The sequence below is a fragment of the Pantoea sp. X-Soil-YNGN-775 genome, assembly GCF_059730575.1.
The window spans coordinates 2,754,252-2,772,771 of record NZ_AP035945.1; the positions used below are offsets into that span (position 1 = coordinate 2,754,252).

1 protein-coding gene is annotated in these 18,520 nt (G+C 62.3%); it reads right to left on the reverse strand.

Annotated elements, in window-relative coordinates; all coding sequences use genetic code 11:
• Positions 1 to 71: 71 nt before the first annotated feature.
• Complete coding sequence (locus AC6I8I_RS12945; RefSeq protein ID WP_497827932.1) at positions 72 to 18,395, reverse strand: Ig-like domain-containing protein; 18,324 nt, start codon at positions 18,393 to 18,395, stop codon at positions 72 to 74.
• Positions 18,396 to 18,520: the final 125 nt, after the last annotated feature.

An 18,520-nucleotide genomic window follows, 5' to 3' on the forward strand; every position in this document is an offset into this window, starting at 1 on the left:
CGGAAAATAAAAAATCAGCGGGCGCTCACACACCCGCTGATTCCATCAGGATTACTGATATTTTAGCCGCACTACACGATATGCACCTGCAGGTTATGTTGCACCAGCACGTCGCCCAGGGTGTTATCGCTGGTCAGCGCCGAGTTGTGGTAAACCTCAAAGGTTTGCCCCTCCACGGTACGCTCGCCGGTTACCGCCCAGATGCCGCCATTGCTGTTGGCCAGCGTCACCTGACTGCCATCGGCACCCTTAATGATCAAATCATCACTCTGCTTATCGGTAATACTGAGTGCTTCATTCAGATCGAGTTTCACCGAGTTAGTGCCGGTGTTCCCGAGGTCGAGTACTTCAATATGCTCGACTTTCAGGCCCAGCGTGGTGAGATCCAGATTCAGATGCTCCCCGTTCAGCACCAGCGTATCGCTGCCTGCGCCGCCATCGATGTGCGTAAAGTTCAGGTCACTGACCGTCACGGTATCGGCCCCGCTGCTGCCGGTGACCGCCGCACCTTCCACCGTGCTGCCATCAGCCAGGGTGATCACCACGCCTCCAATGGTATAGCTGGCCTCCTCTGCTGGCGCAGCAGCGGCAGTTTCCGGCGCGGTAGCGCTTTCGCTGCTGCTGGCCGGGGTGGTGATATCCGCCTCGGTGGTCAGGGTTGAGGCAACGACAGCATGGCTGGCGCTATCCTCGCTGCTGCTGGCGCTGTGCTGCGTTTCACCGCCGGCACTGGCCACCGTGGCACCGTCATCGGCCACCGAGAACAGCGCAACCGACTCGGTGGCGGCAGTAGCAACCGGCAACAATGACCCCAATAGCAGGGTATTGGTGGTCGAATAGCTGTTGCCTGCCGCATCGGTGATGGTGATTTTTGCCAGCGTGCCCAGCGACAGCAGCAGACCACCAACCGACAGCAACGATGGCGCGAAGTTGGCCGAGTAACGTCCCAGCGCATCGGTGGTGGTATTGATCGTCGGTCCGTTGCTGCCGTTACCGAGCAGCAGCGTGACGCTGACTTTCGACCCCTGCGCCGCGTTCAGCGATCCCCCCTGCACCGTCAGGCCAGTCAGCAACGAGGTCAGCACGCTGAGCACCGGATCGGCACCCACCAGCGGTGAGTTATGCGATAGCGCGGTAAAGCTGCTGTTGCTGGTAACGGTGTTGCCGCCAATATCAGCCACCGTTACGGTCAGCGGATGACTGCCGTCGGCGATCCCTTTCAGAGTGGCTGACGGTACGCTGATGCTCCATGCCCCATTTGCGCCAATGGTGGTGGTGAGGATAGTCCCGGCGATATTCACCGTCACCCTGCCGCCAGCGGCATTCGTACTGCTGCCGCTGATGGTTTCGGCGGTATTGGCTTCGGCAATATTGAGGTAACCATCACCGCCAAAATAGCTGTTCAGGCTCACCGTTGGCGTCGTATGGCTGACCACGCCGAGTGCCGCCGAGCCGCTGCCGCTAATGCCGGCACCATTGGTGACGCTGGCGGTCACCGTATAGGCACCGTCGGTAATCGCCGCCAGGTTAGCGGCCGGAATCGACAGGCTCCAGCTGCCATTGCTGTTCACCGTGGTGCTGTAGGTCTGGCCACCCAGCACCACGCGCACCACCGAACCTTCCGCATTGGTGGCGCTGCCGCTGATGGTTTGTGCCGTTTTGACATCCACCGCACTCAGCGCATTGTCACCAAACAGTGAGGTGATGGCGACCGTCGGCGCGGTGTGCGCAATCACGCTCAGCGCACCGCTGCTGTTCGCCACGTTGCCATAGGCATCGGTACCGGTGACGCTGACGGTTTTGCTGCCGTCAGTAATCGCCGCCAGATCCGCTTTCGGTACGCTGATACTCCAGCTTCCGCCACTCACCACTTTGGTGGTGTAGGTCAGACCGTTCAGCGTGGCGCTGACCGTAGACCCGGCTGCCAGGCTGGAGCTGCCGCTGATGGTCTGGCTGGAGGCCAGATCCGCCGCGCTCAGCACGCCATCGCCAAACACCGTATTCACCGACAACGTCGGCTGAATCAGCCCCAGTGAGACCCCGGCACTGCTGGTGGTGGTGTTGCCGACCGGATCGGTAACCGAGGCGCTGACGGTGAAATTACCGTTCAGCAGCGTCGAAAGAATGGCAGGCGATACGGTGGCAGAGAAGGTGCCATCAGGGTTAACCAGCGCGGTAGCGGTGGTATTGCCAATCGCCAGCCGGACGCTACTGCCCGCCGCCACGCCTGATACCGTACCGCTGATGGTTTGCGTCACCAGCGATTCCGCCAGGTTCAGCACGCCGTCACCAAACAGCGGGTTAAGCGTCACTTTCGGCAGATTGTGAATGCCGACCAGCGCGCCAGCAGTGGTACTGCTGGTGTTGCCCGCGCTGTCGGTGACGCTAACGCCGACGGTAAGGTTGCCATCGGTAATACCCTGCAACAGCGCAGGCGTCAGCGAAACGTTGAAGTTGCCACTGGCATCGGTGGTGGTGATGAACTGCTGCGATCCGAGCGAGACCACCACGCGCGAGCCGGGTTCTGCCCCGCCAACCACGCCACCGATCACCTGGGTTACCAGCGCATCCGCCACGTTAAGCAGGCCGTCGCCGAACAGTGGATTAACGGTAATGGTGGGCAACAGCGTATCGACCCGGATCCCGGCACTGGTGCTGGCAGTATTGCCCGCCGCATCAGTGACCGAAGCACCCACCGTCAGGTTGCCCTGCGCCAGCGTGCCCAGAATATCCGGCGTGACCGTCGCCGTGAAGGCCCCGCCCGCGCCGACCGTCGCGGTGAGCTGGCTGCTGCCAACGTTCAGCGTCACCACCGATCCCTGCGCCACATTATTGACTACCCCGCTGATCACCTGGCCGGTGGCAATATCCGCCAGGTTTAGCACGCCATCGCCAAAAAGTGAGGTCAGGCTGATCGACGGGGTCTGGGTGAAGATACCGATGGTCGCGCTGTTGGAGGCGACGTTACCGGCCCGATCGGTGACGCTGACGCCCAGCGTCAGGTTGCCGTTCAGCAGTGAACTGAGATCGCCGCCCGGCAGGCTGACGCTCCATTCACCGTCCGCCTGCACCGTGGTGGTGTAGCTGCGGCTGCCTAAAGTGACGGTAACCTGCGAACCGGCGGCGGCGTTTTGAATCACACCGCCAACCAGCTGCCCCGCTGCCGCCTCGGCAATATTGAGTAAATTATCGCCACCAAACAGCCCGGTCAAATCACCGACCACCGGCACGGCATCAACAATTGCCGTCACGGTTTCCGGTACGGTTCGGATATTACCGGCCGCATCGGTCAGCGTGACGTTGAGCGCCAGTTCGCCATCACTCAGCAGCCCCAGTACGGAAGGCGGTACGACGATCGCCCACTTACCATCCTGACCCACTGCGGCAGACAGGGTGGTTCCGCCCAGCACCACCGAAACCGTGGCACCCACCCCCGGCGAGGTGGCCACGCCGCTGATGGTCTGTGCCACCGTGGTATCGACTGCACTTAACGTTCCGTCGCCGAATACCGAATCGACCACCAGGGTTAGCGCGCTGTTGACCAGTTTATTCACGGTCAGAGTGGCATCAGTCTGGTTACCGCTGACGTCATTAACCCGCACGCCAAACACCAGCGCGCCATCATTCAGGCTCGACAGCACCTGTGGATCGACATCGAGACTCCAGCGGCCGTCAGCACCGACCACCGCGGTGGCAATCGGTGCGCCGTCACCGAGATAGAGACTGACGGTCTGCCCTTCAGCCCCCTGGGCACTGCCGGTCAGTACCTGGCTGAGCAGCAGATCCGCCGCGTTGATCAGGTTGTCGCCGAGGAAGGCGTCAATCTGGATCAGCGGTGCCGTGTTATCCACCGTCACCGTTTCGCTGACGGTAGTGACGTTGCCCGCTGCGTCGGACAGCTGCGCCGTAATCACCGGCGTCGCGCCATCCGGCAGCGCCTGCATATCGCTGGCCGGAACCGTAGCCGACCAGCTGCCGTTGCTCTGCACGATGGCGTTATAGGTTTTGTTGTTGAAGGTCACCACTACCGTCCGTCCGACTTCGGCGCTGTCGGCGGTGCCGCTGATCACCTGACTGGTGGCGCTTTCACTGCCGTTGACCCGATTGTCGCCAGCAAAGGTGTTGAGCGTCAGGGTCGGTGGCGTCAGATCGATCTGCACGCTGCCGCTGGTGGATACCGTTGCCGTGCCGTTGGTCGCGTTGACCGTTATGCCGACGCTGCCGTCTGCGTTGCCAAAATCACTGACCGGCAAGGCGGCGGTAGACCAGCTGCCATCAGCGTTCAGGGTTGTGCCATAGGTCTCACCATTGATCACCACCGTGACCACGCCGCCCGCGCCGAGATTCGCCGAGGTGCCGCTCACCACCACCCCGCCCGCCTGATCGGCGGTGCTGATGATGTTATCGCCTGAGACGGTGCCCAGCGTCACCAGCGGTCCTGCTGGTGGCGTGAGATTGACGTCGAAGGTCAGCTCCTGGCGGGTGATATTGCCCGCCAGGTCGCTGACGCTTAACGCCAGAGTGGTGGCCGGCTGGCTGAAGGTCGCCATCTGCTCTGGCGTCAGGGTCAGGCTCCAGCTGCCGTTCGCGCCGACCACCGCCGTCCCGAGCGTCGTCGCGCCAAGCGAGACGCTGAGCACGGTGCCAGGCTCGGCACCGTCAGCCGTACCGCTCAGCAGCTGCGGCTGGATGCTCTCGCTATAGTTGAGCGTGCCATCGCCGGCAAAGGTGCCGACAGTCAGGGCTGGCGGCGTGGTATCGACCACCAGCGTACTGCTGATGGTGCTGCTGTTACCGGCGGCATCGGTTGCCGTCACGGTGACCGGATAGCTTCCGTCGTTGAACACTGACAGGTCGGCGTTGGTTAGCGGCAGCGTCCAGTTGCCGCTGGCATCGGCCTGGGTGCTGTAGACCTCCCCGCCCATAGTGATCTGCACCAGCTGGTTCGCACCGGTCGCGCCGGTGGTGCCGCTCAGGGTAAAGCCTGCCGCCACATCGGCGGCGTTGATGTAGCCGTCGAGGAACTGAGCATCAACCGTCGGCTGCGGTGCAGTGAGATCGGCGGTGAAGTCCAGCTGGGTGGTGCCGGTGTTGCCAGCGGCGTCGACCACGTTGACCGTCAGAGTATGCGCGCCGTCAGACAGGGAGTTCAGTGCGTTGGCTGGGATGTTAACCACCCAGTTACCCGCACCATCCACCGTGCCGTTGTAGCGCGAACCGTTCAGATCGACCGTAATACTCACTGCCTGATTATCACCAGTGCTGCCGGTGGATCCGGTCAGCGTAACGCCCGCCGCCGCTTCACTGATGTTCAGCACGTTATCAGCACCAAACGCGCCGTCGGCAAAGGTTGGCGTGGGGAGCGTGACTTCGGTCACCACGTTCAGCGCCGTGCTGTCGGTGTTACCGGCCAGATCGCTGGCGGTGACCGTGATGGTGTGGCTGCCGCTGGTGAAGGTCGCTAACTGCGCAGGCGTCAGCGTCAGCGACCAGCTGCCATCGGCCTGTACCGTCGCGCTCAGCGGTTGATCGCCATTAAAGCCCGAGATCAGTACGCTAACCGTCTGGCCGGCACCGGTAAGGCCGGTAGAGCCGCTCAGCACCTGCTCGCTTGCCGCCTCAGCCGCACTGAGCGCTCCGTCGCCAAACGGCAGATTGAGGGTGACGTCCGGCAGGTTATTCACCGCGATCAGCACGTTGCCGCCCACGCTGGCGCTGTTGCCGTTAACGTCGGTGACCGTCACGGTGACCGGCCAGTTACCATCCGGTAGCGACTGCAATATCGCCGGTGGCAGATCCAGCGTCCAGCGGCTATCGCCGTCGGTCAGGGTGGCGGAATAGACAGTGCCATTGACGGTTACCGTAACCGACGCCGGATTGGTGGCGTTGATCGCGCCGCTCAGTGAGCCGCCTGCTGCTGCCTCATCAGCATTGATGCGGCCATCAGTGAATGGCGTATCCAGTACAGGGGCCGCAATCGGTGCCGTGGCGGTGGTAAAGCTCTGGGTCGCTTCCGTGCTGTTACCCGCCCGGTCGGTGGTGGTCACGGTAAGGGTGTGCTGCCCGTTGCCGAGAATAGCGATGTATTCCGGCGTCAGACTGGCGGTCCAGTTGCCATCTGCATCGACCGTGACCGACAACGGAATGTTGTCGTTGCCGACCGTCACGCTGACGGTCTGGCCATCTCCCACCGCGGTGGTGCCGGTAATAACCTGCACCGTTGCCGCTTCGCTGCTGTTGATCACGTTGTCACCAAACAGCGTGGTCGCGAACGTCGGGGCCACCGGTGCGGTCTGCAGAATTTCAATTCCGGCGCTGGCCTGCGCCGGGTTACCGGCCGCATCAACGGTCGAGACCAGTACCTGAGTCTGACCGTCCGGCAGTGCCGTCAGGGCGCCTGGTGCCAGGTTCAGCGTCCAGTTACCGTCCTGTCCCACCGTGGTGCTGAAGGTCTGGTCACCAACCCGGATGGTGACCAGAGTACCCGGGGCTACGCTACTGCTGCCGTTCAGCTGCAGCTCGCCAGCCGCATCGGCGGCGCTCACCAGCCCGTCGGTAAACGGCGGTGCCAGACTGATGGTCGGCAGGCTGTTAAAGGCGACATCCAGCGAGGTACTGCTATCGGTGGTGACGTTGCCTGCTGCGTCAGTGACCGTCACGCTGATGGCTTGTGGGCCATCGGCTAACTGCTGGAGATCGGCGGCCGGAATGGTGACCGACCAGTTACCGTCAGTTCCGGCGGTGGTAGTGTAGGTGACGTTGTTTAAGGTCACCGCCACCGGCAGACCTTCTGCGGTGTTACCGGTGATGGTCAGATCCTGCAACGACTCCGCCAGGTTAAGGCTGCTGCCAGCACTGAGCGCAATGTCCGTCACCACCGGCAGGCTGGTACTGATCGTGACATCATGGCTGGCCGTCGCCGGGTTACCGGCCACATCGCTGGCGCGCACGCTGAAGGTCTGAGTGGAATCCGCCGGCAGGCCGTTGAAGGCCGTCGCCGGCACGCTCACCGTCCAGTTGCCGTTGGCATCCAGCGTGGTGCTGTAGTCCACATTATTGAAGGTGACCGTAACCGCGGTGCCACCAGCCAGCTGGGTGCTGGTGCCGCTGACCACCACGTCGCCGGTCGCTTCAGTGGCGTTGATCACATCATCACTGGCCACCACGTTGACGCTGAGCGTCGGCTGGGCCTGATCGCTGGCCACCACCACCAGGCTGGTGCTGCTGCTGGCCGGGTTACCGGCTTCATCGGTGGAGACCACCACCAATGCCTGCTCACCATCCGGCAGATTAGCGATATCGGCCGCCGGTACGGTCACCGTCCAGCCGCCACCAGCGGCGACCGTGCCGCTGTAGTCAATATTATTCAGCGTGACCGTCACCACCTGCCCCTCGGCGAGGTTGGTGCTGGTGCCGCTGAGGGTCAGATCCTGCCCCGCTTCAGCCTGATTAAGGTAGTTATCACCGCTGACAGGCCCGATGGTCAGGGTTGGCAGCGTTGCACTGTCGGCATCGCGGGTCAGCGTCTGGCTGGTCGTGGTCTGGTTGCCTGCCGCATCGGTCAGCGAGACCCCGAGCGGGTAACTGCCATCCGTCAGGCCCTGCAGCACGCTGGCGGGCAGGCTCACCTGCCAGCTGCCGTCTGACAGCACCTGGGTCTGGTAATCCACATTCTGGAAGCTGACGGTAACAATCTGGCCGGCATCAGCAACCGAGGCGGTGCCGCTGACGGCCACATCCTGCAGCACCTCCAGTGAATTAATGATGTTGTCGCCGCCAATCGCATTCACAGTGAGCGCGGGTGGAGTGAAATCGACCGTGACGCTGCTGGCGAGTGAGCCACTGTTGCCTGCTGCATCGCTGACGTTGACCTCAAGGGTATTAATACCGTCGGTCAGGGTCTGTAGCTGCGCCGGCGTCAGGGTCAGCGTCCAGTTACCCTGCGCATCGACCGCCGCCGGATAGCTCTCGCCGCCCAGCGTCACATTCACCGTCTGGCCTGCGCCCAGTAATCCGGTGGTACCGCTCAGCGTCTGGCTGGAGTCAGCTTCATTGCGGCTCAGATAGCCATCGCCGAACGGCGTATCAATGCTGACCGACAACGAGGCGGTCGCCAGATTGATCTCGCGCGTTTCGGTGACCGGGTTGCCCGCGGTATCACGCACCGTGACGGTGACGGTATAGAGTCCGGCCGGAATATCCGCCAGTGCGCCCGCCGGCAGCGTCAGGCTCCAGTCGCCCTCTCCGTTGACGGTGGTGGTCCAGACCTGATTATTCAGCGTCACGGTGACCAGCTGCCCTTCACCGGCGTCACTGCTGCCGCTCAGGATAACCGGTGCGGTACTTTCAGCGATATTGATGATGTCGTCATCTGCCACCGCATCAAGGGTTAACGCAGGAGGCGTGCGATCCACCACCACACTGCCGTCAGTGCTGGCGGTGTTGCCTGCCGCATCCTGTACCGTCACGGTGTAGCCGATGGTCTGTTCCGGCAAATCCGCCAGTGCAGACGCCGGCACAGAAACCGTCCAGTTACCATTGCCATCGGCGGTCGCGGTATAGGTGTTGCCGTTCAGCACCACGCTGACGCTCTGGCCGTCCCCGGTGGCACCGGTGGTTCCGCTCAGGGTTTGTGCAGTGGTAATGTCGTTGCTGTTGAGCGTGCCGTCACCAAACGGGCTGGTGATGGTCGGATCGGGCAGATTGGTGGCCAGCACGTTGAGCGTCGCTGCGCTACTGAGGGTCGCGCCTCCGCTGTCGGTGGCGGTCACCGTCAGGGTGTAAGCGCCATCCGCCAGCCCGGCCAGCGCGTTGGCTGGCACGATCAGGCTCCAGTTGCCATTGCCCGAGACCTGCGCGGTGTAGCTGACATCGTTAAGTAATACCGTCACCGTGCCGCCCTCCGGCACATTGACCGAGCTGCCGGTTACGATCAGCGGTTCACCCAACTCCTGAGCATTCAGATAGTTATCGTCACTCAGCGCATTAAGCGCCAGGCCGGAGGCGTTGCTGTTAACCTCGAAGGCCAGCGTGTTCGTGGCGGTATTGCCCGCCACGTCGCTGACGGCCACCGTAAAGCTGGCGCTGCCGTCGTTAAGCGCACTCAGTGCGCCTGCCGGTACGGTCAGGCTCCAGGCTCCGCTGGCCTGCACTGCGGCGCTGTAGACGTTGCCGTCCAGCGTCACGGTCACCAGTTGCCCTGGCTCGACGTTGCTGACGGTGCCGGAGAGGCGCTGATCGGTCTGCCGCTCCGCGCCATCCACCACGTTATTGCCGGCAAAAGCATCCAGCGTCAGGGTCGGCAGGCTGGCCGGATCGACTTTCAGCGCCAGACTGGTGTTGCTGCTGGTGCTGTTGCCTGCGGCATCGCTGGCGGTCACGGTCAGTGGATAGCTGCCGTTGCCCAGCCCGCTGTAAACAGTCGCGGGCAGATCGAGGCTCCAGTTGCCGTTCGCGTCCGCCGTGGTGCTAACGCTGGTGCCGTTAAAGCTGGCGACAATTAGCGCATTGGCTTCACTGCTGCCGGTCAGCGCCAGCGGCTGCTGGCTCTCTGCGGCGTTAATAGTGCCGCCTGACGGCGTATTCAGGCTAAGCGACGGAGGCAGCGTATCAACCGCAACGCTGCCGTTCGCCTGGCTGCTGTTACCGGCCACATCGCTGACTACTACGGTATACGAGGTATCACCCTGTGGTAGCGCTGACAGGATGTCGGCCGGAATGGTTACCTGCCAGTTGCCGGCCTGATCGACCGTGCCGCTGTAGCTGACGCCATCCAGCGTGACGCTGACCGCCTGGCCGTCGCCGCTGACGCCGGTATTGCCGGTGATGGTGCCGCTGGTCGCCGCTTCCGTAGCGTTCAGAATGCCGTCACCAAACGCGTCGCCTGGGGTAGCAACCGGCAGCGCGCTGGCAATTACCGTGACCACCGTGTCGGTGGTCGCCAGTGGCGTACCGCCTGCATCAGTCACGGTAGTGGTCACGGTCAGCGGGCCGTCGGCGGCATCCGTAAAGGTCCCTGCCGGTAACGTCAGGTTCCAGCTTCCGTCTGCCGCCACGGTGGTGGTGACGGTGGTGCCGTTGGCGGTTACCTCAACGATGCTGCCTTGCGGCAGACCACTGGTGTTGCCGCTGACCTGCACATCGCCATTCAGTTCGCCGGCGTTAAGGTAGTTATCACCGGTGATCGGGGCCAGCGCGACCGCGGGCTGGGTATTATCTACGCTGAAGTCAAACGCACTGCTGCTGGTGTTACCCACCGTATTGATCACGCTGACGGTCAGGGTCTGGCTGCCTTCCGCCAGACCGGCCAGCGCCCCGGCCGGTAGCACGATGCTCCAGTTACCGCTGGCTTCGACTACGCCACTGTAGGTGGTCCCATTGAGAGAGACGGTGACCTGCTGCCCTGCTTCCACATTGGTGGAGGTGCCACGCAGTGTCAGCGGCTGTAGCTGTTCGGCGGCGCTGACAACGCCATCGCCGGCAAAGGTGTCACTGTCGATGGTCAGCGTAGGTTGTAATTCTGGCGCATTCACCACGTTCAGATCGATGGTCTGACGGGTCTGGTTGCCATTCGCATCGCTGGCGGTGACGGTCACCGGATTGCTGCCTGACGGCAGCCCGGTGAGATTGTCCGGCGCAATCTGCAACGTCCACTGGCCGTTGAGGCCGACGGTGGTGCTGTAAAGCGTATCGTTGAATTCGACCGTCACCCGATCGCCATTCTGACCGGTGCCGCTGATCACCAGCGGCTGCGTCAGCTCATTGACGCTCAGGGCGTTATCACCGCTGATCGGATCGACCACCAGCAGCGGTGCGGCGGTCGCGATGTTCAGCGTGCTGCTCTGGCTGCTGCTGTTGCCTGCCGCGTCGCTGACGATCACATTCACCGGATAACTGTTGCCGTTAGTCAGGCCAGCCAGCGCGGCTGGCGGCACCGTCAGCGACCAGTTACCGTCAGCATTGACCGTGCCGGTATAGGTCACGCCGTTCAGCGTCAGGCTGACCCGATCGCCTTCGCTGCCGGTTCCGCTGAAGCTGAAGCCCGCCGCCTGCTCCGCGCCGTTCAGCACGCCGTCACCGGCTGGTGTATTGAAGCTGAAGTCCGGTGCGGCAGTATCGACGGTCAGCGGCAAGGCGCTGGTATTGCTGTTGCCACTGGCGCTGGTGACCGTGACGTTAAGATCGTAGCGGCCATCGGTCAGCGCCTGCAAATTGTCGCGCGGTATGGTGGCGGTCCAGCGACCATCGTCAGCAACAACCGCATCGTAGGTAACGCCGTTCAATAGCAGGCTCACGCTGCTGCCCGGTGCGACGATCCCGCTGATCGGCAGATCGGCGTCAGCTTCAGCAGCATTTATAATGCCGTCGGTGGCAATCGGATTGACCCCCACCGTTGGCGTGCCGGTATCGACCGTCAGCGGCACCGTGGTGCTGGCACTGTTGCCGGCCGGATCGGTGGTGGTGACGGTGATTGGATTGCTGCCCTGGGCAAGATTTTGCAGTGCCGACGGTGGCAGAACCAGGCTCCAGTCGCCATTGTCGGCCACCGTTGCCGGATAGCTGACGCCGCCCACGGTAACGCTAACCGCCTGGCCGGGTGCCGTGGTGCCGGTCAGGGTTTGTGCCGCGCTGGCTTCTTCACTGTTGAGCACGCTGTCGGTAAACGGCGTGTTGATGACCGGTGCGGTCAGCGGCGTGGTGGCGACCAGCAGCGTCTGGCTGCTGGTGACCTCGCCTGAGGTCACGGTCACCGTGGTGGTGCCCTGCGCCAGATTAGCCAGATCGCCGGCAGGCACGGTGACTGTCCAGGCCCCGGTTTCGTCGGTGGTACCGCTGTAAACGGTGCCGCCTGGCACCAGCGTAACGCTGACCACGCTGCCGACGGCCAGATTGGTTGAACTGCCGCTGAGGGTCAGATCGCTCTGCGCTTCAACCACGTTGAGCTGATTATCCTCGGCGATTGGCGCAATCGACAGCAGCGGTGCGTTGGTGGTGATGACGGTGAACTGTCCGCTGGCGGGCTGCGCCGGATTACCGGCGACATCAAGGATCGCCACGGTAAAGGTTTTCTCCCCGGCCGCGCCCAGCGATCCGGCCGGTAGCGTGACGCTCCAGACGCCATTTGCCTGAACCACGCCATCGTAAGACTGACCGTTAATCGCCAGTACCACCGGCTGCCCGGCCGGGACGCCAGTGACGGTGCCGGTGATCTGAATGTCACTCAGCTGTTCGGCACTGTCGACCTGATTATCCGCCGTGACCGGATCAATGGTCAGCGCCGGCGGGTTGGCGGCCAGCACGGTAACATCCGACAGCACGCTGCTGCTGTTGCCGTACGTATCGCTGATCGACACGTTAACCGGATAGATCGCATCAGCCAGCTGGCTGACCACCGCCGCCGGCACCGTGACGCTCCAGTTGCCGCTGGTATCGACCGTCGCGGTATAAACCGTGCCGTTAAAATCAACCGACACCGTATCGCCCGCGCTGCCGCCACGGCCATCAATGGTCAGATCCTGACTGTGCTCGGCAATGTTGATATAGCCGTCGCTGCCTGGGGTTGAGACTTCCAGCAGCGGTGGCGTGGTGGCAAAGGTCACTAAATCCGTCGTCTGGCTGACGTTGCCATCGCTGTCGGTCGCCACCACCGTCACCGGCTGGGTACCATTCGGTACCAGGGCCAGATCGGCGGCGGGAATGGTGACGCTCCAGGTTCCCGCCGGTGCCACTACGGCGCTGTAAGTCTGGCCGTTGAGCGAGACGCGAATAATATCGCCTTCATCACCGCTGCCGCTAACGCTCAGCGGCTGCTGCGCATCGGCAACGTTAACCACGCCATCATCGGTGAGTGGGTCGACGGTTAACACTGGCGCAGCGGTAGCCACCCGCAGTTCGGTCGAGAGATCACTGCTGTTACCGGCCGGATCGGTGACGGTAACGGTCACCGGATAGGTCTGATCAGTGAGCGCGCTGAGATCGGATACCGGCACCGAGGCGGTCCAGTTACCATTGTCATCCACCGTGGCGGTGTAGGTTTTGTCGTTCAGCACCACCGAGACCGTATCGCCCGCCGTGCCGGTACCGCTGAACAGTAGCGGCTGCGCCAGGTCGCCATTGCTGAGTACGCCGTCACCGCCCGGAGCCGCCACCGTTGCCTCAGACAACTGGGTACTGACCACCAGCGGCTGGGTTTGGGTGATGCTATTACCGCTGGCATCGGTCAGGGTGACGTCGAGCCGGTAACTGCTGCCATCCGCCAGCGCCTGCAGCGCGTCAGACGGTACGGTCACCGTCCAGTTGCCGGAGCCATCCACGGTGGCGGTGTAAATCTGGTCATTCAGCGTGACCGAAACCAATTCCCCTGGCGCGCCGCCGGAGCCGCTGACCGGCAGTCCGGCCGCGACTTCACTGCTGTTGAGGATGCCATCGCCGCCGGCCACCGGTGCCACAATCAGGTTCGGCAACTGGGTATCGACGTTGAAGTTCAGGCTCTCCTCAACGCGGTTGCCTGCCTCATCAATCACCGTGATATTGAGGCTGTTTGCCCCCTGCGACAGCAGGGCAAGATCGCTGGCAGGCACGGCCAGGTTCCAGCTGCCGTCGGGATTGACCGTGGCACTGTAGTTTTTACCGTTCAGTTCCAGTTCGACCTGCTGACCCGCCGCCGCTTTGCCGGTGCTGCCGCCGATCGCCAGATCGCTGCTGGCGTCGGCGCGGTTGAGAATGCCATCCGTGAGCGCGCTGTCGTTAAGCGTGATCTGTGGCTGATTGCTCACCACCACGTTGAGCTGGGCTGAATCGGTCAGCAGCGTGTTATTGGTATCGATGGCGGTCACCGACACCGCCTGAACCCCATCGCTAATGCCGCTCAGCGCGCTGGCCGGCACGGTGATGCTCCAGAATCCGTTGCTGCCGATCACGCCGCTGTAGGTGCTGCCGTTGAAGGCCACCAGTACCGTCTGGCCTGCGGCAACGCCAACCGCTGAACCGGCGATCACCAGATCGTTGCCGCTCTCCTGCTGGTTAAGGAAGCCATCGCCACTCAACGGTTCGCTGATGGTCAGGACACCCGGCTCACCTGGGGCGGGTGCAATATTAATTTCGCGGCTGTCAGTGGCTGTGGTCCCGGCCGCAGTGCTGACGCTGACCGTCAGCGTGGTGGTGCCCGCCGCCAGCGCGCTCAGCGCTGCAGACGGAATCTGGGCGCTCCAGTTGCCCTCAGGCCCGACCTGCGTAGTGTAGGTTACGCCAGCCAGCGTGATGGTGACCGTCTGGCCCGCTTCGACGTTACTGGTACTGCCGGTCAGGGTTTGATCGACCGCTTTCTCGCTGTTATCCAGCAGATCGTCACTGGCAAAAACATTGACCATAATCGCTGGCACACCCGGTTCGGGCGAGGTTTCTACCGCGATACCACGGCTTTCGCTGGCCTCAACACCTGCCACACTGGAGACCGTGGCGCTGAGGGTGATGCTGCCGGCAGGCAGTGCGGCCAGTGCGCTGGCCGGAACGGTCAGGCTCCAGTTACCGTCCGCATCAACCGCAGCGCTGAAGGTCTGATCGCCGACCGTAACGGTGACAATCTGACCGGCTTCAACGTTAGTGGTGCTGCCGCTCAGCAACTGGTCGCTGGCTTTCTCGTCATTATTCAGCACATCATCGACCGCGAACGGATTGATGGTCAGAACCGGTGCGTTCGGCACGGTGACCGGCGCTTCAACCGTGATCGGCAGACTGTCACTGGCGGTGATACCTGCTGCGTTGCTGACCGTGACGGTCAGGGTGGTGGAACCGGACGCCAGCGCACCAAGCGCATCGGCCGGAATGCTGATATTCCAGTTGCCGTCGTCACCGACGGTGCCGCTGTAAGACTGACCTCCCAGCGTCACGGTAACGATTTGGCCCGCCTCGACATTGGTGGTGGTGCCGGACACCGCCTGCGCATCCAGCTTCTCTTCATTGCTTAACAGGTTATCGTCGGTAAATGCCGCCACGGTCAGGGTCGGTGTGCCCGGCGCGGTCACCAGCGGTTCTACCGCGATATCACGGGTTTCGCTCACCGTGGTTCCCGCCAGATTCGTGACGGCCACGATGATGGCTGTCGAACCGGCGGGGAGATTGTCCAGTGCCGCCGCCGGGATAATCACCTGCCAGTTGCCATCGGCACCGACGGTGCCGATATAGTTCTCTCCACCGAGGTTCACAATCACCTCTGAACCCGGTTCAACGTTAGTGGTGCTACCGCTGAGCGTCTGGGCGGTGCCTTTTTCAGCATTGCTCAGGATGTCATCACCGGCAAACGGGTTGATGGTGACGGTCGGCTCGCCCGGTAAGGTGACCGGAGCCGTAACGCTGATCGGTAGCTGGTCAGTGAGCGTGGTGCCAGCAGCGTTGCTGACCGAAACCGTAATGGTGGTGTCGCCCGCAGCCAGCGCGGTTAGCGCCGCAGAAGGTACCGTCAGGCTCCAGCCCCCATCGGCATCGACGCTGGCGCTGTAAACCTGGCCGCCAAGCGTCACGGTGACCACCTGCCCCGCTTCAATGTTGCTGGTGGTGCCGCTCAGGATCTGATCAACGCTTTTTTCATCGTTGCTGAGCAGGTTATCACCGGCGAAATCGTTGATGACAAGCGTCGGGATGCCCGGACCGGTATCCGCTGCTTCAACCGCGATATCACGGGTTTCGCTGACGGTGGTTCCCGCCAGATTCGTGACGGCCACGATGATGGCAGTCGAACCGGCGGGGAGATTGCCCAGCGCCGCCGCCGGGATAATCACCTGCCAGTTGCCATCGGCACCGACGGTGCCGATATAGTTCTCTCCACCGAGGTTCACAATCACCTCTGAACCCGGTTCAACGTTAGTGGTGCTACCGCTGAGCGTCTGGGCGGTGCCTTTTTCAGCATTGCTCAGGATGTCATCACCGGCAAACTGACCAATCGATATCGACGGTTCGCCCGGCTGGGTAACCGGTGCATCAACGCCGATCGGCAGTGTGGCGGTGGCGGTAGCACCGGCTGCATTACTGACCGATACGCTGATGGTAGTTTCACCGGCTGCCAGCGCCGACAGCGCCGCAGCAGGTACGGTCAGGCTCCAGCTGCCATCGGCACCAACGCTGGTGCTGTAGGTCTGACCGCCCAGCGTCACCGTGACGGTCTGCCCGGCCTCAATGTTGCTGGTGCTGCCGCTCAGCGTCTGGTCAGTGGTTTTTTCGTCATTGCTTAGCTGGTTATCGCCGGCGAAATCAGCCAGCGTCACGCCGGGCGCGCCGGGCGTCACCGGAGTTTCCACGTTGATATCGCGGTTTTCGCTGGCTTCAACGCCGGCCTGATTAGTGACGACAACCGAAATAGCGAGGCTACCCGCAGCCAGCCCATTCAGCGCCGGCGCCGGCAGGCTGATGCTCCAGCTGCCATCGGCACCTACGGTAGCGCTATAGGTCTGATCGCCGAGCGTGATGGTCACGATCTGGCCCGCTTCCACGTTGCTGGTGCTGCCGCTCAGCGTCTGGTCACTGTTCTTTTCGTCATTGCTCAGGATATCGTCGCCGGCAAACGGGTTGATGGCGATGGCCGGTACGCCCGGCTGGGTAACCGGCGCGTCAACGCTGATTGCCAGGCTGTCGGTGGCCGCTGTACCTGCCGCATTGGTGACGCTGACGGTGAGGGTGGTGCTACCCGAAGCCAGTGCCGCTAACGCATCGGCAGGCACGGTGATACGCCAGCTGCCATCGGCGGCCACGCTGCCGCTGTAGCTCTGGCCGCCAAGCGTCACGCTGACAACCTGGCCGGCTTCAACATTGGTGGTGCTGCCGCTCAGAGTCTGGTCGACGGTTTTTTCGGTGTTACTCAGCACGTTATCACCGGTAAACGGGTCGATCTCGATTCCCGGCGTACCCGGCTCGGTCACCGGGGCCTGAACCTGAATCGGACGGCTTTCGCTGGTCTGGATGCCCGCCTGATTGCTGACGGTGGCGGTAATCGTCTGCGCGCCCTGCGCCAGGGCGGCAAGCGTAGCGGGCGGCAAGGTGATACTCCAGCTTCCGTCGGCACCGACTGTGGTATTGAAACTCTGACTGCCGAGCGTGATGGTGACGATCTGGCCTGGCTGAACGTTGCTGGTGCTGCCGCTCAGCGTCTGGTCAGTGGTTTTTTCAGTGCCGCTCAGCACGTCGTCACCGGCAAACGGATTGATGGTAATGGTCGGCGCATCCGGCGTGGTATCGGGCTGCTGAACGGTGATCCCCTGGCTGGCAGAGGCGGAGGTGCCGGCGGTGTTACTCACGCTGACTGAAATGGTGGTGCTGCCTGCCGCCAGCGCCGTCAGCGCACTGGCCGGAATGCTGATGCTCCAGCTGCCATCGGCACCGACGCTGGCATTGTAGGTCTGGCCGCCAAGGGTGATGGAAACAACCTGACCTGCTTCTACGTTGCTGGTGGTGCCGCTTAGCAGCTGGTCGGTTGATTTCTCAGCGTTATCCAGTACGTTGTCGCTGGCAAACGGGTTAAGGGTAATAGTCGGCGCATCCGGCGTGGTATCGGGCTGCTGAACGGTGATCCCCTGGCTGGCAGAGGCGGAGGTGCCGGCGGTGTTACTCACGCTGACTGAAATGGTGGTGCTGCCTGCCGCCAGCGCCGCCAGCGCACTGGCAGGAATGCTGACGCTCCAGCTGCCATCGGCACCGACGCTGGCATTGTAGGTCTGGCCGCCAAGGGTGATGGAAACAACCTGACCTGCTTCTACGTTGCTGGTGGTGCCGCTTAGCAGCTGGTCGGTTGATTTCTCAGCGTTGTCCAGTACGTCGTCACCGGCAAACGGGTTGAGGGTAATGGTCGGTGCTCCGGGCGCTGGAGGGTTACCCGGGTTGCCGGGATCGACACCCCCGTTGTTGTTATCATCGCCACCGCCACCGCCACCGCCGCCACCTGCGCCAATCGCCAGTCCGGCTAAGCCCAGCACGCCGAGACCGCCGGCGGTGATGACACCCATTGACGAGTTGGCGTTATCGGCCAGTAACAGCGGCTCTACGCTGTCGAGTGATTCATAGGTCGGCGTGACCGAGCTGGAGGCCAGTTCGGCGCCTTCCGCCGTTTGTGGAAACAGGGCGTGTTCCGGAGGATTAACCCCATCATCAAAAACCAGTTCGCTGTGTTCGCCTTCGGCGTCATCAAAGAAAAATTTCTGATAGCGGACAGTACTGCCATCACGCATATGCAGAACAAGATCGTCCCCCTGGCGTTCGTACTGCACCACCATTGCGCGCGTGCCGCTAATGCGGACTACGCTGGGTTCGGTGAGGTTAATGGTTTGTGATGAACCGCCTGTACTCTGCGAGATAAGCGTGCCGTTTTCGCGCGAAATGATATCGACCCGGCCCTGCGTGAGTTCTGCCATTTGTAACCTCTACTCCACCAGATTGGCTAATATACTGAATCTAAAAACATAAAATATTTTTATGCTTATAGTATTCACACATTCTTTCACCTTCTGTCAGACAGAAAGTGTTTTAGCCTGGTGTA